Origin of the sequence: Brachybacterium sp. EE-P12, from assembly GCF_003711805.1 — a bacterium.
Classification (GTDB): Bacteria; Actinomycetota; Actinomycetes; order Actinomycetales; family Dermabacteraceae; genus Brachybacterium.
Window position 1 is genome coordinate 440797 of the sequence record NZ_QXCP01000004.1, and the last position, 17643, is coordinate 458439.

The window sequence follows — 17643 nt, forward strand, 5'->3', positions numbered from 1 at the left end:
CCAGCGGGACGCCCCGCACGGGCGGGCGAGGGACGGCGCACCGCCCGGCGCGCACGCACCGTCGCCGGGCAGGCACGCCGCGCCGAGGAGCGCACGAGAAGGAGACCGCAGCACATGACGCCACCGCGCCGCACACCCCTGGCCGACCACGTGGCCGACGCCGTCGCGCTGCTGGCCCTCGTGCGCGGCACCGAGGTGATCCCGCTGGACGGCGGGGCTTCCGGGCGCATCGCCCACGCCGAGCAGCGCGCCCTCGTCGACCTCCCCGGCCACGACGACTCCCAGATGGACGGCTTCGCGGTCTCGAGCGCCGACCTCGCCGGCGACGGCACCGAGGTGACCCTCCCGCTAGGGCTGACGATCGCCGCCGGCGACCCGCCCGGTGAGCTCGCCCCCGGCACCGCCCGCCCGATCATGACCGGCGCGCCGCTGCCCGCCGGCGCCGATCTCGTGCTCCCCGTCGAGGAGAGCGCACAGGGACGCTTCACCGCCGACGGCCCGGGCGGAAACGGGGCCGACTCCGGCACCGGCGGCCCCGACGGGACCGTCGCCGGCGAGGACGGCGCGGGTGGGACCGTCACCCTCACCCCCGTCTCGGCCGCGCCGGGTCGCTTCGTGCGTCGCCGCGGCTCGGACACCCATCGCGGGGACACCGTCCTGCGCGAAGGGCACCTGCTCACCCCCGCGCGCATCGCCCACCTCGCCGCCTGCGGGCTGCGGGACGTCGAGGTGCTCGCCCCGGTGCGGGTCGTGGTGCTGTCCACCGGCTCCGAGGTGCGCCCCGCGGCCGACGGAGAGCCCGGCCCCGGCGCCCGGCACGACGCGAACGGGCCCGGCCTCGCCGCCGCCCTCACCGAGGCCGGCGCCGAGGTCGTCCGCACCGGCACCGTCCCCGACGACGCCGAGCAGCTCCTCGACGCCCTGCGCTCCCATGTCACCGCGCACAACGCGGACCTCGTGGTCACCAGCGGCGGAGTGAGCATGGGCGCCTTCGAGGTGGTGCGCCACGCCTCGCAGCTGCCGGGCACCGCCCTCACCTTCCCGAAGATCGCGATGCAGCCCGGCGGGCCGCAGGGCATCGGCACCCTCGAGGTCGACGGGCGCCGCATCCCCTGGCTCGCCTTCCCCGGCAACCCCGTCTCCGCCCTGCTGAGCTGCGAGCTGATCGCCCGCCCCGCTCTCGGCGCCCCCGCGAGACGGCGTCTGCGCCTGCCCGTCCAGCTCGAGCAGCCCGAGGCCTCGCCCGCCGCGCTGGCCCAGTACCGTCGGGCCCGCGTCCTGCCCTCGGGACAGGTGCGCCTGGTGGGCGGTCCCTCCTCCCACCTCATCGGCGGATACGCCGCCGCCGACGCGCTCGCGATCATCCCCGTGGGCATCGACGCCGTCCGCGACGGCGACCTGCTCGAGACCCTGCTGATCCCCGGAGGAGACTCATGACCGACGCCTCTGCCACCCCGTCCGAGCCCGCCCCCGCGCCTGCCCCCGGTGCCGGCGACGGGGACCTCTCGCACGTGCGTGCCGACGGCACCGCCCACATGGTCGACGTGACCGTGAAGCAGGTCACCTCCCGCGAGGCGACCGCGCACGCGACGCTGCGCACCCGGGAGGACGTCGTCGCCCGCATCGCCAGCGGCGATCTGCCCAAGGGGGAGGCGCTGGCCACCGCGCGCCTGGCCGGGATCATGGGCGCCAAGCGCACCAGCGAGCTGATCCCGCTGTGCCATCCGCTGCCGCTGACCGGGATCGAGGTGGACCTCGCCCCGCGCGGCGACCGCGTCGAGATCACCGCGACCGTGCGCACCAAGGGCGTCACCGGCGTCGAGATGGAGGCGCTGACCGCGGCGAGCACGGCGGCGCTGGCCCTCTACGACATGATCAAGGCCGTCGACCACCTCGCCGTCATCGAGCGGATCGAGGTGCTCGCGAAGTCCGGCGGCAAGAGCGGGGACTGGCGACGCGAGGAGGAACGATGAGGCAGATGCCCGCCGCACGCACCGACGCCGACTGCACCGTGCGCGAGGACCCTGACGCGCCGCCGCTGCTGCACGGCAGCGCCCGCGTGCTCATCGCCTCGACCCGCGCCGCCGACGGCAGCTACGAGGACCGCACCGGCCCGCTGCTGGTGCAGTGGCTGTGCGGCAGGGGACTGGACCCCGTGGAGAAGCTCGTCGTGCCCGACGGTCCCGAGGTGGGACGGGCGCTCGCCTCCGCGCTCGCCGACGGCACCGACGTGGTGATCACCTCCGGCGGGACCGGCATCAGCCCCACCGACGTCACCCCCGAGCAGACCGCGCCGCTGGTGGATCGGGAGATGCCGGGCATCCTCGAGGCCGTGCGCCGCCGCGGCGCCGAGAAGAAGGCCACCGCCCTGCTCAGCCGCGGCATCGCCGGGATGGCGGGACGGAGCCTCGTGGTGAACCTGCCCGGCTCGCGCGGCGGCGTGAAGGACGGCATCGCCGTGCTCGACCCGATGCTGGACCACCTCCTCGAGCAGCGCGACGGCGGAGACCACGTCGAGCCGGAGGGGGCCGCAGAGGAGCCCGCGGACGGTCGCCTGGACGCGGTCTCGGACGATCCCGAGGGCACTGCCCTGGACGCAGCCGGTGCCCCGTCGGCCGTGGACCCGACCCGGGGCACGACGCCCCTCGGCGCGGGGGAGAGCGGCGCCGAGCGCGGCGACGCCGCGGCGCAGGGCCTGCGGATCCCGGGAGATCCCGCGATGGGAGAGGCAGCGCAGCGCGTGCGGCATGCCACCGTCTCGGCCGAGCAGATCTCCGTCGGCGCGATGGCCGAGGCCGTCGCCGACCCCCGGTGCGGCGCCGTGGTCACCTTCGACGGCGTGGTCCGCGACCACGACGGCGGCCGCGGCGTCGAGCGTCTGGAGTACAGCGCCCACCCGTCGGCGGACGCCGTGATCGCCGAGGTCGCGGCCGAGATCGCCGAGCGCTATCCGGACACCCTGGTCGCCGTCGCCCACCGCGTGGGCCCGCTCGCGATCGGCGACTCGGCGCTCGCCTGCGCGGTCGCCGCCCCGCACCGCAAGCAGGCCTTCGTCGCCTGCGACGAGCTGGTCGACACCGTCAAGCAGCGCGTTCCCGTGTGGAAGCACCAGGTGTTCGAGGACGGCGGGAGCGAATGGGTGGGCGCGCTGGGCTGAGCGACCGGCACGTCACCTCCCGGCCACCTCGCGGGGATACGGTGCGGACCATGCGCATCCTGCACCTGACCGACACGCACCTCTACGGCGACCCCGCCGCCCGCCACTACGACCGGATCGACACCACGGCCGCGCTGCGCGGCGTGCTCGAGCGTCTCGAGGGGCTGACGGGCATCGACGCCGTGGTCCACACCGGCGACGCCTCCGAGGACGGCTCCCCGGGAAGCTACCGCCTGCTCCACGAGATCCTCGACCCCTTCGCAGCCGCGCTCGCGGCCCCGCTCGTGGTCGTCATGGGCAACCACGACGTCTCCGCCGTCTACGGCGAGGAGATCACGGCGGGGGAGCGCAGGCCGGACAGCCAGGACCGCGTGGTCCCGCTCGCAGGCGGCGGAAGAGTGGTCGTGCTGGACTCGAGCGTGCCCGGCGCCGGCTACGGGCACCTTCACCCCGAGCAGCTCGACTGGGTGCGCGGCGTGCTGGCGGAGCCGGCCCCGGGCGGGAGCGTGCTCGCGATCCATCACCCGCCCCTGGTCGGGGCGACGGACCTGCTGCGCGGCCTGGACCTCGACGGACTCGACGAGCTCGCCGACGTCCTCTCCGGCAGCGATGTGCGGATCGTGCTGTCCGGCCACTACCACCACGAGATGACCGGGCAGATCGCGGGGATCCCGGTGCACGTCGCTCCCGGGATCACCAACGTGGTCGACCCCGTCGGCGCGGACGCGCACGAGCAGGCGCTGGCGCTGTCCGGCGCGAGCATCGTCGAGCTGGGGGAGGGTGCGCCGCGCGTGGTCAGCTCCGCCTATCCCAACGCGGGGGACACCGCCGACGACGCGGAGCGCCCCGTCTACCGCTTCTCGCCCGAACAGGTCGCACGGATCCTCGAGGCCGCGGGGCGCTGACGCGTCGCGCGGGGCCCGCCGGGAGCGGTCAGTAGCCGAAGCCGTAGGGGCGGATGCCCTGGGAGCCGTGACGGGCGGCAGCGGCGGCGGCATCGCTGCCGCCGTGCTGGTGCGAGCCCGCCTCGACGATGTCCTGGGCGATCTGGTGGTCGCTGCGGCGGCGGAAGGCGGATCGAAGGGTGCGGATGAAAGCCATGGCGGACAGCTCCTCGGGGTCGGAGGTTTCATGAGTGTGCGCGAGGGGCCCTGGATCGCAGGTGCTCCGTCGCTCTCGACATCTCCAGTTCTAGCGCGCGCACGAGGTGACGTCATGGGTTCTCGCGCGACAAGTTGCCCGCTTCACAAAAAGGGTGTGACCTGCGGCTCCAGAGCGAGCGTGGCGAAGTGGCGGCACGTGCCGGCCGGGGCGCGGGAGCGGGCGGGGGCCGCCGTCGTGCAGGGCGGCTCGCCCAGATCTGGCACTCGTCTTGCGTGAGTGCCAACCGCCGTCCTAGAGTGAGCGCCGTTGGCAGTCGACGGCCGAGAGTGCCAGAGGCTGCCGCGAAGGGACCCACCCCGGTCGGCACCGCGACGACGATCGGATCCGGGCCCCGCCCCCGAACTCAAGCAGAGTCATCTCTTCATGAAGGAGTGAGCCGCATGTCGGTCTCCATCAAGCCCCTCGAGGACCGCGTCGTCGTCAAGCCGCTCGAGGCTGAGCAGACCACCGCCTCCGGCCTGGTCATCCCGGACACCGCGAAGGAGAAGCCCCAGGAGGGCGAGGTCGTCGCCGTCGGCGCCGGTCGCTTCGACGACAAGGGCGAGCGCGTCCCCATGGACGTCAAGGTCGGCGACAAGGTCGTCTTCTCCAAGTACGGCGGCACCGAGCTGAAGTACGGCAACGACGAGTTCCTCGTCCTCGGCGCCCGCGACATCCTCGCGATCATCGAGGGCTGACCCCTATGGCCAAGGAGATCCTGTACGACGAGGACGCCCGCCGCGCCCTCGAGCGGGGCGTCGACAAGCTCGCCGACACCGTCAAGGTGACGCTCGGCCCGAAGGGCCGCAACGTCGTCCTCGACAAGAAGTGGGGCGCCCCCACCATCACCAACGACGGCGTGACCATCGCCCGTGAGATCGAGCTCGAGGACTCCTACGAGAACCTCGGCGCGCAGCTCACGAAGGAGGTCGCGACCAAGACCAACGACGTGGCCGGCGACGGCACCACCACCGCCACCGTCCTCGCCCAGGCCATCGTCCACGAGGGCCTGCGCAACGTCGCCTCCGGCGCCGCTCCGGCGGCCCTGAAGCGCGGCATCGAGAAGGCCGTCGAGGCGCTCTCCGACAAGCTCGGCGAGATCGCCACCCCGGTCGACGACAAGGCCCAGATCGCGTCGGTCGCCTCGGTCTCGAGCCAGGACCGCGAGATCGGCGAGCTGCTCGCCGACGCCTTCGACAAGGTCGGCAAGGACGGCGTCATCACGGTGGAGGAGTCCTCCACCACCGCGATGGAGCTCGACTTCACCGAGGGCATGCAGTTCGACAAGGGCTACATCTCCCCGCACTTCGTCACCGACGCGGATCGCCAGGAGACCGTCCTCGAGGACGCGCAGGTGCTGCTGCACCAGGGCAAGATCTCGGCCGTGGCCGACATCCTCCCGCTGCTGGAGAAGGTGGTGGAGGGCGGCAAGCCGCTGTTCATCATCGCCGAGGACGTCGACGGCGAGGCCCTGTCCACGCTGGTCGTCAACAAGATCCGCGGCGCCTTCAAGGGTGCGGCCGTCAAGGCCCCGGCCTTCGGCGACCGCCGCAAGGCGATGCTCCAGGACATCGCGGTGCTCACCGGCGCCCAGGTCGTCACCGCCGACCTCGGCCTGGACCTCAAGACCGTCGACACCGACGTGCTCGGCCATGCCGGCCGCGTCGTGGTCACCAAGGACTCCACCACCATCGTGGGCGGGGCCGGTGACGACCAGGCGGTCGCCGATCGCGTCGCGCAGATCCGCGCCGAGATCGAGAACACCGACTCCGACTGGGATCGCGAGAAGCTCCAGGAGCGCCTCGCGAAGCTGGCCGGCGGCGTCTCCGTGATCAAGGTCGGGGCTCACACCGAGGTGGAGCTCAAGGAGAAGAAGATGCGCATCGAGGACGCGGTCTCCGCGACCCGCGCTGCCATCGAGGAGGGCATCGTGGCCGGTGGCGGCTCCGCCATCGTCCAGGCCTCCGCCGTCCTGGCCGACGGTCTCGGCCTGACCGGCGACGAGGCCGTGGGCGTGCGCGCCGTGGCCCGTGCGGTCGTCGAGCCGCTGCGCTGGATCGCCGAGAACGCGGGCCTCGAGGGCTACGTCGTCGTCGAGAAGGTCAAGGAGGCGTCCGTCGGCACCGGTCTGAACGCCGCGACCGGCGACTACGTCGACCTGGTCTCCGCCGGCATCATCGACCCGGTCAAGGTCACCCGCAGCGCTCTGCGCAACGCGGCCTCGATCGCCGGCATGGTGCTGACCACCGAGACCCTCGTCATCGAGAAGAAGGACGACGACGAGGAGTGATCGGTTCGGAGTGATCCTCCGAGTCGGGGATCGGCATCGCGTCGATCCTGCTCGACCCCGAGGGGCGGGAGGTGCGGGATTCCCTGCACCGCCCGCCCCTCCGTCGTGCCGCGGACCCCGATGCCCGAGGAACATCCCGACCAGGGGGCGGAGGGTAGGTCCGCTCCGCGTCGCAATGCCGTGCCGCGTCGGGTGCGAGTCCTAAGATGAGCGCACCCGCCCGGAATCCCCCGGAGCGGTCCCCTGGACAGCGAGAGTCGGAGGAGCAGTGGTGACGAGCACGCCGGGCACTGCGCCCGCCTCGGCCGGCGGGGACCTGCCCACCCGCACCTTCGGGCCGCCCGCCGCCGTCGTGATCGGCGCGCTGATCATCGGGTTCGTGTTCACCGTGGTGCTCGAGTTCCTGGTGATCATCAGCTTCGTGGGCCAGCGCCTGTGGCGGGATCCGCTGATGATGCACGACGTGCTGTTCACGCTGCCGCTGGTGCTGTGGGTGCTGGTCGCGGCCGGCGCGAGCGTGGTCTGCCTGCGGGTGATCACGCAGTGGCTGCAGCTGGACGAGGACGGATTCGAGCTGCGGAGCCTCTTCCGTCGCACCCGCTCCGCGCGCTGGGAGGAGGTCGGCTCCGTCATCGCCGTGCGGGACATCTCCCGCAGCACCGACGCCGGCGAGGCGCTGGACCCTCCCGAGACGGCGTACGACGGGGTGTACGTCCTGGACCGCGAGGGCCGACGGCTGCTGGCCGTCTCGAGCCGCTTCTTCGGCGAACGGGCCCAGGAGATGGCGCTGCGTCGGGCGCGCGCCGCCGGGATCCGCATCGAGCACATCGACGCGATCACCCTCGCCGAGCTGGGGCGCGAGGCGCCCCAGGCGCTGACCTTCATGGATCGTCACCCGACGCTGCTGCTGCTCGGGCTCCTGGCCTTCTATGCGGGCCACAACGTGCTCACCTTCGTCGTGTGGGGGCTGTGACCCCGGGCGGCCGGGCCGCCCGCCGCCGTGCCCGTCGGCTGCCGCCCCCGCTCCTGCAGCGCGAAGGCCTGGACGCCGTGCGCTGGCGGATCGGGCAGGACGCGAGCCCCGGCCTCGCCGTGCACAGGCTCCGAGAGCGGTTCCCCGCCCTCGCGGATCCCGCGGCGACCCCGCTGGCCGACCGCTTCGCCGCCGGCGAGATCGTCGACGCGCACGGCCGGGTCTGGGCGGCGACCGATCCCGTCGGCCCCGGCGACGAGCTCTGGTTCCACCGCGAGCTGCGCCCGGAGGAGGTGCCGGCCGATCCTCTGCCGATCCTCTTCCGCGACGAGCACCTGCTCGTGATCGACAAGCCCCACGACGTGGCGACCATGCCCCGCGGCGCGCACGTCCTCTCCAGCGCCCTGGTCCGGCTGCGCCGGGAGACCGGGGTCGCGGAGCTCGTGCCCCTGCACCGGCTCGATCGGCGCACCGCCGGGGTGCTCGCCTTCGGGATCCTGCCGGCAGAGCGCAGCGCCTACCAGGAGCTGTTCGCCCGCCGCGAGGTGGACAAGCGCTACGAGGCGCTCGTGCGGCCCGGCCAGGACTGTGCCCTGCCGCGGGGGCCGGGGGAGCGGGCTGTGCTCGAGGACCGGCTGCTCAAGGAGCGCGGCGTGCTCACCGCCGTCGTGGTGCCCGGCACTCCCAACGCGCTCACCGAGCTCGAGGTGCTCGGCCCCGCCGACGGTGCAGCGCTCCGCCTCGCGCTGCGACCGCGCACCGGTCGCACCCACCAGCTGCGCATCCAGCTCTCCTCCCGCGGAGCACCGATCGTGGGGGAGGACCTCTATCCCGTCCCGCAGGTGGAGCCCGACGGCCCGCTCCGGCTGCTCGCCCGCTCCCTCGCCTTCACCGATCCGATCACCGGTCGGACGCGGGAGTTCCACAGTCACCGGACCGTACGCTGACCCCTGTGAACACGTCCCCGCCTGCGGTCCCCGATCGGGCCGCCCCCGCCCCGCGCCGCAGCCGCGGCGGCGAGGTGCTCGTCGGCCCCTCGGTGCGCGCCCGCTACCTGCCCGGTGCGCTGATCGGGCTGCCGCTGGTCGCGCTGCTGCTGAGCCCCCTCGCCGGTGCAGGCCTCCAGCAGTGGCGCGCCTCCCGGCGGTCCGCCGGGCACGACGGGGCCCTCGAGCAGCTCCTCGCCCCGACCTGGGCGCAGCTGCTGCTCGGCGCGCTCGCGCTCTGGGCGCTGTTCGCGCTGTGGGCCCTGGTGCCGCTGCTGCTGACCCGCACCCTCGTGCTGCTGGACGAGGAGCGGCGGACGCTGCGCCTGCGCAAGGGTCTGCGAATCCGGGACCGCGGCAGCGTCGACGAGGTCGAGTACGCGGTGGGGGAGGCGGTGCGGGGCAGCCTCGGCCTGATCGGCGTGCGCACGCCGGGCCAGGCGCAGCCCCGGCAGTGGGTGGTGCCCGAGATCGGCTGGGACGACGCCTCCTTCGACGGTCTGCGCCTCCTGCAGGCGGCCGCCGGGTTCACGCCCGCGCCGCCGCGCGCCGAGCTCATGGCCGAGCACGTCCGCTCCCGCCGCGAGGCCGCGCACCGCGAGCTCGCCACCCGGCTGGGTATGCCCTGGCGGGAGGAGTACGCGCAGGACGACGCGGTCTTCCGGGCGGAGTTCGATCGGGTCCGGCGCGTGCTCGGCGGGAAGGAGCCGCCCCGGGAGGGGGATCCGGAGCCCTGAGCCGGGGCCCTGCGGGCGGGGCCGACAGGGCGCCGCCCGGGCGCTCGCGGACGAGGGGCGGCGGGGCGGTGCCGCCGAGCCCAGGAGGCCGGGCTCAGAAGATGGCGCGCAGCACCAGCACCACGACCGCCCCGATCCCTGCGGCCGCGGGCAGGGTGATGATCCAGGCGAGGAAGATCGGTCGCATGAGCTTCCAGTTCGCGGCGTGGTTGACGATGCCCACGCCGAGCACGGCACCGATGAGGATGTGGGTCGAGGAGACCGGCAGCCCCAGCACCGAGGCGAGCAGCACGATCGTCGCCGCCGCGAGCTCCGCGGCGAACCCGGAGGAGGGATGCATCGCCGTCAGGCCGGTGCCGACGGTGTGGATGACCTTGCGTCCCACGAACCACAGGCCCGAGATCAGCGCGATGCCGAAGGCGATCAGCGCGGCGCTGGGCACGGCGGCCTCCTCGCCGATGGTGCCGGTCTTGAGCACGTCGAGGACGGCCACGAACGGCCCGATCGCGTTGGCGATGTCGTTGGCGCCGTGGGAGAAGGCGAAGGCGCAGGCGGTGAACACCTGCATCCAGCTGAACATGATGAACGTGGCGCGCGAGATCGACTGCTTCTTCAGCGCGCGGGCGAAGACCGTCGTGGCCATCCACACGCCGAGGGCGAGCATCAGCAGCATCAGCACGCCGCCGCCGACGGAGATGTTCAGCCCCACGTTGTCCAGGCCCTTGAACACGAGCATCGCGGCCAGCAGCACGGCCGCGCCGGCGGCCAGGGGCGGGACCCGCTTCTCGAGGGCGTGGTAGGCGGCCTTGCGCTCCACCTTGCGGGCGGCCTTGCGCTCCTTCTTCGTGAGGTTCGCGGCGTTCTCGACGAGCTCGGCGCCCGGACCGCCCGGGGTGATGTCCAGCGCGGCGGACTCGGCGAACGCGGACTGCTGCAGCTCCGTCACGCGCTCGGAGGCGGGCACGTGGCGCTGCTCGTCATCGTCGTCATCGTCATCGTCGTCGTCATCGTCGTCGTCGTCCTCCGCGTCGTCGTAGCCGCGCGAGCCCAGCGCGATCGCCCGGGCCGCGGGAGCGAGGATCCGGCGCTTGATCGTGCCGAACAGGACGAAGGAGGCAATCCCGCCCAGCAGCGGGGAGAGCACCCAGGAGATCGCGATCTTCCCGATCTCGCCCCACTGCACCATCGCGAAGCCGCCGGTGCCGGTGGAGATACCGGTCGTGACCGCGGCGCCGACGATGCCGCCGATGATCGCGTGGGTGGTGGAGACGGGCCAGCCCATCTTCGTCGCCAGCAGCAGCCACACCGCGGCACCGAGCAGGGCGGACATCATGATGAGGGCGAAGGCGAGAGGGTCGATCGCCATCCCCCCGAGGTCCACGATGCCGCTGCGCACGGTCTCGGTGACGGAGCCGCCGGCGAGGACCGCGCCGGACACCTCGAAGACGGCGGCGACCACGAGCGCCTGCTTCATCGTCAGGGTCCCTGCGCCGACGCTCGTGCCGAAGGAGTTCGCGACGTCGTTGCCGCCGATGTTGAAGGCCATGAACAGGCCGAAAGCGATCGCGAGGACGAGCAGGAAGGCGTTGACGTCGGTGCCCGTGTGGGTGAACGCCCAGATGGTGAAGGCGACCACGGTCGCGAGGGTCATCAGCCCTGCGCCGAGGTGCCAGTTGCGGTCGGGGCCGAGGAAGCCCTGCGCCACAGGGGCGTCGGTCGTGCGCTGGTCGGAGGTGCGTGCCATCGTCGCTGTCCCAGGGTGAGGAGGGGCGGGGAGAGGGCGCGGAGCCGAGAGGGCCGTGGGGCGCCGCGGCCACTCTAGGCCCAAAGTGTCGCTGCGGTGACATCGTCGTGAACTGACGTGGTGCGGCGCAGCACATGCGTGGCCGGTCCCACGTCGGACGGGGTGACCTCGCCGTCCCGCCGGGACGTAGCATCGATCCATGACGAGCGCGGACCCCTTCGGTTTCATCGGCCTGACCTACGACGACGTCCTGCTGCTGCCGGGGGAGACGGATGTGATCCCCTCCGATGCGGACACCACCTCCCGCCTCACTCGGGAGATCTCCCTGCGGATCCCGCTCGCGAGCGCGGCGATGGACACGGTGACCGAGTCGCGGATGGCGATCGCCATGGCGCGCCACGGCGGCATCGGCATCCTGCACCGCAACCTCTCCATCGAGGACCAGGCCCACCAGGTCGACCTGGTCAAGCGCACCCAGACCGGTCGCATCACGAATCCGGTCACGATCGGTCCCGAGGCGACCCTCGAGGACTTCGACGCCCTGTGCGGCCAGTTCCGCGTCTCCGGCCTGCCCGTCGTGGATCCGGGCCAGCGCCTGCTGGGCATCTGCACCAACCGCGATCTGCGCTTCATCCCCGTCGCCGAGTGGTCCACCACCCGTGTGGCGGATGTCATGACCACCGAGCTGTTCACCGCGCCCGAGGACGTCACCCCCGAGCAGGCCACCGCCCTGCTGCGCAAGAACAAGCGCGAGCGCCTGCCCCTGATCGACGCCGAGGGACGCCTGACCGGTCTGATCACCGTGAAGGACTTCGTGAAGTCGGAGCAGTTCCCCGACGCCTCGAAGGACGGCCAGGGCCGTCTGCTCGTGGGCGCGGGCGTGGGCTTCTTCGGGGACTCGCTCGAGCGCGCCGGCCAGCTGCGCGACGCCGGCGTGGACGTGCTCGTGGTCGACACGGCCAACGGCCATGCCCGCCTCGCGCTGGAGATGATCCGCTCGGTCAAGAACGACCCCTATTTCGCCGACGTGCAGGTGATCGGCGGGAACGTCGCCACCCGGGAGGGTGCGCAGGCGCTCGTGGACGCCGGGGCCGACGCGGTCAAGGTCGGGGTGGGCCCCGGCTCGATCTGCACCACCCGCGTGGTCGCCGGCGTGGGCGTCCCCCAGGTCACCGCGATCCATGAGGCCTCCAAGGCGTGCGGCCCCGCGGGCGTCCCGCTGATCGGCGACGGCGGCCTGCAGTACTCGGGCGACATCGCCAAGGCGCTCGTCGCCGGCGCCGACTCGGTCATGGTCGGCTCGCTCCTGGCCGGCACCGAGGAGTCCCCGGGCGAGGTCGTGCTCGTCGGCGGCAAGCAGTACAAGGCCTATCGCGGCATGGGCTCCCTGGGGGCGATGTCCTCCCGCGGCAAGAAGTCCTTCTCGAAGGACCGCTACTTCCAGGCCGACGTCCCCAGCGACGACAAGATCGTCCCCGAGGGCATCGAGGGCCGCGTCTCCTACAAGGGGCAGCTCGGCTCCGTCGTCCACCAGCTCATCGGCGGGCTGCACCAGTCGATGTTCTACGTCGGCGCGAACACCGTTCCGGAGCTGAAGGAGCGCGGGAAGTTCGTGCGCATCACCGCGGCGGGGCTCAAGGAGTCCCACCCCCACGACATGGCCGCGATCATGGAGGCCCCGAACTACTCCTCCCGCTGAGCCCGGATCCACCGGAGTCACGCAGCGAGCGACGGGCACGTGCGACGAGTGGAGCGGGCGCCCGGTCCTCGGTCGACGACCTCCGCCTCACACCTCGCGCCGCGGGGTCCGGCTGCTCGCGGTCTCGGTCGACGGGTCGGTGCCGTGCTCGTAGCCGATCAGCCACAGCACCCCGTAGCGGTCCCGGACCTGCCCGTCGGAGGCGCCCCACGCCCGTCGCTGCAGCGGGTCGACCACCTCGCCGCCCTCGGCGAGCGCCACGAACCAGGTGCGCAGCGTCGTGGGCTCCGCCGCGCCGAGCAGCGCGAGCATGAGGCCCTGCGCGCGGAACGGCTCGTCGCGTTCGCCGGCGTCGGAGACGTGCAGGTCCACCGCACCGCGCAGAGTGCCGTGCGCGATCGCGGAGGCGGGCCCGTCGGTCCGCTCGAACTCGGCGAACGTCGAGGTGGAGACCTCCCCGCCGAAGACCCCCTGATAGAACTCGAGCGCCTCGGCAGCGGTGCCGGGCAGGTGCAGGTACAGGGCGGGCGCGGGCATCGGATCTCCTCGGAGCGACAGACGGTCGGCGGGCCCGTCCGCTCGGGGACGGGCAGGGGCGATCATCCCTCCCCACGGCCGCCGCGTCCACAGCGCCCGCCGGCCGGGACGGGACGCGGCCGACGGGCCCTACTCTTGGGGCATGAGCACCTCCTCCTGGATCGACGCCCCGCTGCTCGGCTTCGACACCGAGACCACCGGTACGAACGTGGCCGAGGACCGGATCGTCACGGTCGCGCTCGTGCACTCCGTCGGCCCGGGCCGGGAGAACGAGACGGTCGCGACCTGGCTGATCGACCCGGGCGTGGAGATCCCCGAGCCCGCCCAGCGGGTGCACGGCATCAGCACCGCGCACGCCCGCGAGCACGGCATGCAGCCGGCCGAGGCGCTGGACGAGGTCGCGGCGATGATCGTCGACGCGCTCGGGAAGGACGTGCCGCTGGTCGCCTTCAACATCGGCTTCGACCTCGCGATCCTCGAGAACGAGCTGCAGCGGCTCGGTCTGCCCACCCTCGTCGAGCGGCTGGGGCACGACATCGCCCCGGTGATCGACGGGCTCGTGATCGACCGGGGCGTGGATCGCTACCGCAAGGGCAAGCGCACCCTCACCGACGTGCTCGCGCACTACGGGCTCGAGCAGGACGGCCGCCTCCACACCGCCGACGTCGACGTCTCGGCGACCCTGGATGTGGTGCGCGCCATCGCCGCGAAGTACCCCCAGGTCGTCTCCTCCACCCTCGAGGACCTCCACCGCGAGCAGGTGGGGTGGCACCGCCGCTGGGCCGAGGGCATGAACGAGTGGCTCACGAGGAAGGGGAGGACCCCGGACGTGAACACCGCCTGGCCGCTCTGACGCCCTCTCCGACCCCGTCGCGCTCGTCCACCCACAGCGTCTCGATGCGGAGCTGCAGGCGGCGGCCCGCCAGCGCGATGCCCCCGCCGATCAGCAGCAGCGGCCACCCGGGCTCGAGCCCGGAGGGGCGACCGTCCAGCAGCGACCACAGCCCCAGCAGGCCCATCAGCGCGATCGCCGCGCCGGCCCCCACCACCCAGGGCCCGTGCAGAGCGTGTTCCTGGGTGAGCCCCCAGGCCGCGGTGGCCGGGGAGCCGCCCCGCGCACGGGTCCGGGCGCGGGAGCGCACGAGGGCGAGCAGCTGCAGCAGTCGGGCGAAGGAGTACCCGCTGAGGGCGAGGGCCGAGGCGAGCACGAGCGGGACCATGGGGGGTGCCTGCCCGGGAGCGGGGGAGGCGCGGAGCAGCTCGCCGAGCGCGAGCCCCGCGCCGAGCACGCCGAGAGCGGTGACCGCGCCGGGCGGGAGCCGCGAGGGGGAGCGCTGGAGCGCCGGGCGTGCAGGCGTCTCCGCGTCCTCGCGCACGATCATCCCGTCGGCGTCCAGGCGCGGACGGGGCGGATCGCCGGGGGAGGAGCTCATCGCCCCACGGTAGCCGCGGCGGGCCGGGAATCCGGGCTGGCCCGTGGAGGCCGCCGGGATCGGTAGACTCCCCGGTGTGATGAGCGAGATCGAGATCGGCCGCAACAAGCGGGGACGCCGCAGCTACAGCTTCGACGACGTGGCGGTGGTCCCCTCCCGCCGCACCCGCGATCCGGAGGACGTCTCCACCTCCTGGCAGGTGGACGCCTACCACTTCGACATCCCGATCTTCGCCGCCCCCATGGACTCCCTGATGTCCCCGGAGACCGCGATCGCCCTCGGCGAGCACGGCGGCCTCGGCGTGCTGGACCTCGAGGGGCTGTGGACCCGCTACGAGGACCCCACCGCCCAGTTCGACCGGATCGCGCAGGCCTCGGACGAGGACGTCGTCGCGGTGATGCGCGAGATCTACGGCGAGCCGATCAAGCCCGAGCTGATCCGCGACCGGATCCAGCAGCTGCGCGAGGCCGGGGTGACCGCGGCCGGCTCGCTGTCCCCGCAGCGCACCCAGGAGCACTGGAAGACCGTCGTCGACGCGGGCGTGGACCTCTTCTTCATCCGCGGCACCACCGTCTCCGCAGAGCACGTCTCCTCGGACCGCGAGCCGCTGAACCTCAAGCGGTTCATCTACGAGCTCGACGTGCCCGTGATCGTCGGCGGCTGCGCGACCTACACCGCAGCCCTGCACCTCATGCGCACCGGCGCCGCCGGCGTGCTGGTCGGCTTCGGCGGCGGCGCCTCGCAGACCACCCGTGAGACCCTCGGCATCCAGGTCCCGCTCGCGAGCGCGGTCGCCGACGTCGCCGCTGCCCGCCGCGACTACATGGACGAGTCCGGCGGCCGCTACGTGCACGTCATCGCCGACGGCGGCCTGGGCCGCAGCGGGGACCTGGTCAAGGCGATCGCCTGCGGGGCCGACGGGCTCATGGTCGGTGCCGCCCTCGCACGCGCCGAGGAGGCCCCGGGCCGCGGGAACCACTGGGGCAGCGAGGCGCACCACCCCACCCTGATCCGCGGGCACCGTGTCGAGGTCGGCACCGCCGGATCGCTCGAGCAGATCCTCTTCGGCCCCTCGATCGCCGCCGACGGCGCCACGAATCTCGTCGGCGCGCTGCGTCACGCGATGGCGACGACCGGGTACACCGACCTCAAGGAGTTCCAGCGGGTCGAGGTCGTGACCACCCGCTGACGGGCCCCGCCGCACCCCGGCGACGTCGCGCCGGATCCTCGGCGCGACCGCCGGGCGGCGCGGACGGTGCGCTGTTCAGGCGGAGCGGACCAGGGCGATGATCCCCCAGATCGTCATCACGAGCGCGACGAGCCCGAGGAGCACCGGCAGCGCCACCCCGATGCCGAGGCTGATCAGCACCCCGCCCATCCCCGCGTCCCACAGGGCGACCGCTTCCCCGCCCTCGCAGGTCACGGTCACCTCCTGGTCGCCGAAGGCCTGGACGTCGTAGAGGTCGTAGTAGGCCACGCCGTCGACGTCCCCGCTGGTGATCTCCGTCGAGCCGGGCGTGACGTCGATGTCCGTCCCGTCGATCTCGCAGGTGGTGGTCCCAAGGTCCTCCTGCGGCACCGCGATCGTGTACAGGCTGAACGAAGAGGCCTGGAAGCTGTCGCCGGCGGGGTCCAGGGGCGTCAGCGCCGTGTTCGAGGACATCGTCAGCACTGCGCCGATCATCGCCGCGATGATCGGCATCACCACCAGGCCGATCGCGTTGGCGAGCAGGCCCAGCGCCCCGAAGACGGTGCGCTTGATGCCGCGGCGCCTCGGTCGCGGTGCCTGGGCGTACGGGACGTGGCCGAAGGACGGCGGATAGGTCATGGTTCCCCCTGGAGATTTCACGGACGTGCAGGTCCAGCGTAGACGGGAGGGACGGGCTCCTCAGCGCTCGGGAGCAGCGTCATCCTCGGCTCGAGCGGCGTCGGCCTTCGCGGGAGCGACGGGGCCGGTGCCGCTGCGGCGGCCGAGGCGCACTCCGAGCACGATCGCGACCGTCAGGACGAGGGCGCAGACGATCAGGAGCGTCCACGGCGCGGCGAAGCGGTGCGCCTCGAGCGACTGCGTGCTGCCGGGGGTCTCGTCGACCGCGAAGGAGCTGGTGTCCACCTCGATCGTGTTCCACAGCAGCGCCCGGGCATCGACCTGCACCGTGCGCTCGACGGTCGCGCCGGGCAGCACCTCCTGCAGCGTCGCATCGGTGCGCAGCGCGCCGATGCCGAGCGGTCCGGAGGCGGTGATCGCCTCCTGCGCATAGATCCGCGCGGACCCGGTGTTGGTCAGCGTGTAGGTGACGGTCGCGGTCGACGGCCCGAGCAGAGACCAGGTCGAGGGCAGGGAGACCTGCAGGTCCGAGACGTCGTGGGAGACCGTGAGGTCGCCGGGGACGCGCACGTCGACCCGGGTGGCGACCCGGTTGTCGACGGAGACGGTGTCTCCCTCGGTCGAGTAGGTGACCACCACGCCGCCGGAGAAGTCGCCGGGAGCGGCGTCGGCGGGGACGGTCAGGGTGAACGGAACGGTCACCGACTCGCCGGCGGGGATGTCCACGGTGTCCTGCGGCAGGGAGACCCAGGCACCGATGCCGGTGTCCGGCTCCTCGGGCAGCGCCAGGCTCAGGTTCCCGTCGCTCGTGGTGACGGCGTCCTTGACGTCCAGGGAGAGCTGCAGGGAAGTGGCGTTGTGATTCGTGACGACGACCGAGTCCTCGATGCTCGCCCCGGGCTCGAGCACCCACGCGAAGGAGTCCCCGCGCTGCGCGTCCTCCGGCACCGGGCCCGGAGCGATCGAGAGGGTGACGTCCTCCGCGCGGGCCACGGGCAGGGCCGCGCAGATCAGGAGCGCGGAGAGGACGAGGAGACGGACGAGCAGCAGGAGCGCCCGGGCGGGGGCGGGCGACGCAGCGGGAGGGGCGGAGAGCATGGAGGACCTCGGGGATCG

General features: G+C 73.0%; 18 protein-coding genes. 12 read left to right on the plus strand and 6 right to left on the minus strand.

Going from position 1 to position 17643, the window contains the following annotated elements; all coding sequences use genetic code 11:
* The first annotated feature begins 114 nt into the window (after positions 1-114).
* From glp to D1648_RS05115, 4 genes are read left to right on the plus strand one after another with little or no spacing between them, the layout of a single operon-like run.
* Positions 115-1437, plus strand: coding sequence for a gephyrin-like molybdotransferase Glp (gene glp / locus D1648_RS05100; protein ID WP_122939717.1), 1323 nt, complete (start codon positions 115-117; stop codon positions 1435-1437).
* Positions 1434-1973, plus strand: a complete 540-nt coding sequence (gene moaC / locus D1648_RS05105; RefSeq protein ID WP_122939718.1) for a cyclic pyranopterin monophosphate synthase MoaC — start codon at positions 1434-1436, stop codon at positions 1971-1973. The genes glp and moaC overlap by 4 nt, the downstream gene beginning before the upstream one ends.
* Positions 1970-3157 (plus strand): molybdenum cofactor biosynthesis protein MoaE, encoded by a 1188-nt coding sequence (locus D1648_RS05110; RefSeq protein WP_206424776.1) that lies wholly within the window; start codon positions 1970-1972, stop codon positions 3155-3157. The genes moaC and D1648_RS05110 overlap by 4 nt, the downstream gene beginning before the upstream one ends.
* Before the next feature lie 50 nt (positions 3158-3207).
* Positions 3208-4062: a metallophosphoesterase gene (locus tag D1648_RS05115; protein WP_122939719.1), complete on the plus strand. Its 855-nt coding sequence runs from the start codon at positions 3208-3210 to the stop codon at positions 4060-4062.
* Between the two features lie 28 nt (positions 4063-4090).
* Here the strand turns inward: D1648_RS05115 and D1648_RS17850 are convergent, their stop codons facing one another.
* Complete coding sequence (locus D1648_RS17850; protein WP_164518587.1) at positions 4091-4258, minus strand: hypothetical protein; 168 nt, start codon at positions 4256-4258, stop codon at positions 4091-4093.
* Between the two features lie 443 nt (positions 4259-4701).
* Here D1648_RS17850 and groES point away from each other — a divergent pair, with 443 nt between their 5' ends.
* The 5 genes from groES to D1648_RS05140 all read left to right on the plus strand — a co-directional run bounded on the left by groES (position 4702) and on the right by D1648_RS05140 (position 9286).
* Complete coding sequence (gene groES, locus D1648_RS05120; protein ID WP_122939720.1) at positions 4702-4998, plus strand: co-chaperone GroES; 297 nt, start codon at positions 4702-4704, stop codon at positions 4996-4998.
* A gap of 5 nt (positions 4999-5003) precedes the next feature.
* On the plus strand, positions 5004-6590 hold the full coding sequence (gene groL / locus D1648_RS05125) for a chaperonin GroEL (RefSeq protein WP_122939721.1): 1587 nt from the start codon (positions 5004-5006) through the stop codon (positions 6588-6590).
* A 271-nt stretch (positions 6591-6861) separates the two neighbouring features.
* The gene (locus D1648_RS05130; protein ID WP_122939722.1) at positions 6862-7563 is read left to right on the plus strand and encodes a hypothetical protein; all 702 of its coding nucleotides are present in this window, start codon (positions 6862-6864) and stop codon (positions 7561-7563) included.
* Positions 7551-8510 (plus strand): pseudouridine synthase, encoded by a 960-nt coding sequence (locus D1648_RS05135; protein WP_241155361.1) that lies wholly within the window; start codon positions 7551-7553, stop codon positions 8508-8510. Before D1648_RS05130 ends, D1648_RS05135 begins: the two co-directional genes overlap by 13 nt.
* A gap of 5 nt (positions 8511-8515) precedes the next feature.
* Positions 8516-9286, plus strand: coding sequence for a hypothetical protein (locus D1648_RS05140; protein ID WP_122939723.1), 771 nt, complete (start codon positions 8516-8518; stop codon positions 9284-9286).
* Positions 9287-9380: 94 nt separating this feature from the next.
* Here the strand turns inward: D1648_RS05140 and D1648_RS05145 are convergent, their stop codons facing one another.
* Positions 9381-11030 carry an inorganic phosphate transporter gene (locus D1648_RS05145; protein ID WP_122939724.1) on the minus strand — a complete coding sequence of 550 codons (1650 nt, stop codon included), beginning with the start codon at positions 11028-11030 and terminating at the stop codon, positions 9381-9383.
* Positions 11031-11229: 199 nt separating this feature from the next.
* On the opposite strand from D1648_RS05145, the gene guaB reads away from it, so the two are divergent.
* A complete protein-coding gene (gene guaB, locus D1648_RS05150) occupies positions 11230-12729 on the plus strand; it encodes an IMP dehydrogenase (RefSeq protein WP_122939725.1) in 1500 nt (499 codons plus the stop codon).
* Positions 12730-12816: 87 nt separating this feature from the next.
* On the opposite strand, the gene D1648_RS05155 is transcribed toward guaB, so the two are convergent.
* Positions 12817-13266, minus strand: coding sequence for a VOC family protein (locus D1648_RS05155; RefSeq protein WP_122939726.1), 450 nt, complete (start codon positions 13264-13266; stop codon positions 12817-12819).
* A gap of 142 nt (positions 13267-13408) precedes the next feature.
* On the opposite strand from D1648_RS05155, the gene D1648_RS05160 reads away from it, so the two are divergent.
* Positions 13409-14119, plus strand: a complete 711-nt coding sequence (locus tag D1648_RS05160) for an exonuclease domain-containing protein (RefSeq protein WP_122939727.1) — start codon at positions 13409-13411, stop codon at positions 14117-14119.
* Here D1648_RS05160 and D1648_RS05165 read toward each other — a convergent pair.
* Complete coding sequence (locus tag D1648_RS05165; protein WP_122939728.1) at positions 14070-14699, minus strand: hypothetical protein; 630 nt, start codon at positions 14697-14699, stop codon at positions 14070-14072. The two genes, D1648_RS05160 and D1648_RS05165, sit on opposite strands and share 50 nt — an antisense overlap.
* A 79-nt stretch (positions 14700-14778) precedes the next feature.
* Between D1648_RS05165 and D1648_RS05170 the strand changes: the two genes are divergently transcribed.
* A complete protein-coding gene (locus D1648_RS05170; protein WP_122939729.1) occupies positions 14779-15888 on the plus strand; it encodes a GuaB3 family IMP dehydrogenase-related protein in 1110 nt (369 codons plus the stop codon).
* Between the two features lie 75 nt (positions 15889-15963).
* Here the strand turns inward: D1648_RS05170 and D1648_RS05175 are convergent, their stop codons facing one another.
* Together D1648_RS05175 and D1648_RS05180 are read right to left on the minus strand one after the other, a co-directional pair.
* Positions 15964-16527 (minus strand): hypothetical protein, encoded by a 564-nt coding sequence (locus D1648_RS05175; protein WP_122939730.1) that lies wholly within the window; start codon positions 16525-16527, stop codon positions 15964-15966.
* A 60-nt stretch (positions 16528-16587) separates the two neighbouring features.
* Positions 16588-17625, minus strand: coding sequence for a WxL protein peptidoglycan domain-containing protein (locus tag D1648_RS05180; protein ID WP_122939731.1), 1038 nt, complete (start codon positions 17623-17625; stop codon positions 16588-16590).
* Positions 17626-17643 lie beyond the last annotated feature (18 nt).

Excerpts from the sequence above, each read along its gene's own strand:
- groL (WP_122939721.1), top strand. The coding sequence starts at position 5,004 with ATGGCCAAGGAGATCCTGTACGACGAGGACGCCCGCCGCGCCCTCGAG.
- D1648_RS05175 (WP_122939730.1), bottom strand. The coding sequence starts at position 16,527 with ATGACCTATCCGCCGTCCTTCGGCCACGTCCCGTACGCCCAGGCACCG.
- D1648_RS05145 (WP_122939724.1), bottom strand. The coding sequence starts at position 11,030 with ATGGCACGCACCTCCGACCAGCGCACGACCGACGCCCCTGTGGCGCAG.
- D1648_RS05155 (WP_122939726.1), bottom strand. The coding sequence starts at position 13,266 with ATGCCCGCGCCCGCCCTGTACCTGCACCTGCCCGGCACCGCTGCCGAG.
- moaC (WP_122939718.1), top strand. The coding sequence starts at position 1,434 with ATGACCGACGCCTCTGCCACCCCGTCCGAGCCCGCCCCCGCGCCTGCC.
- D1648_RS05180 (WP_122939731.1), bottom strand. The coding sequence starts at position 17,625 with ATGCTCTCCGCCCCTCCCGCTGCGTCGCCCGCCCCCGCCCGGGCGCTC.
- D1648_RS17850 (WP_164518587.1), bottom strand. The coding sequence starts at position 4,258 with ATGGCTTTCATCCGCACCCTTCGATCCGCCTTCCGCCGCCGCAGCGAC.
- groES (WP_122939720.1), top strand. The coding sequence starts at position 4,702 with ATGTCGGTCTCCATCAAGCCCCTCGAGGACCGCGTCGTCGTCAAGCCG.
- glp (WP_122939717.1), top strand. The coding sequence starts at position 115 with ATGACGCCACCGCGCCGCACACCCCTGGCCGACCACGTGGCCGACGCC.
- D1648_RS05170 (WP_122939729.1), top strand. The coding sequence starts at position 14,779 with ATGAGCGAGATCGAGATCGGCCGCAACAAGCGGGGACGCCGCAGCTAC.
- guaB (WP_122939725.1), top strand. The coding sequence starts at position 11,230 with ATGACGAGCGCGGACCCCTTCGGTTTCATCGGCCTGACCTACGACGAC.
- D1648_RS05165 (WP_122939728.1), bottom strand. The coding sequence starts at position 14,699 with ATGAGCTCCTCCCCCGGCGATCCGCCCCGTCCGCGCCTGGACGCCGAC.
- D1648_RS05115 (WP_122939719.1), top strand. The coding sequence starts at position 3,208 with ATGCGCATCCTGCACCTGACCGACACGCACCTCTACGGCGACCCCGCC.
- D1648_RS05160 (WP_122939727.1), top strand. The coding sequence starts at position 13,409 with ATGAGCACCTCCTCCTGGATCGACGCCCCGCTGCTCGGCTTCGACACC.
- D1648_RS05110 (WP_206424776.1), top strand. The coding sequence starts at position 1,970 with ATGAGGCAGATGCCCGCCGCACGCACCGACGCCGACTGCACCGTGCGC.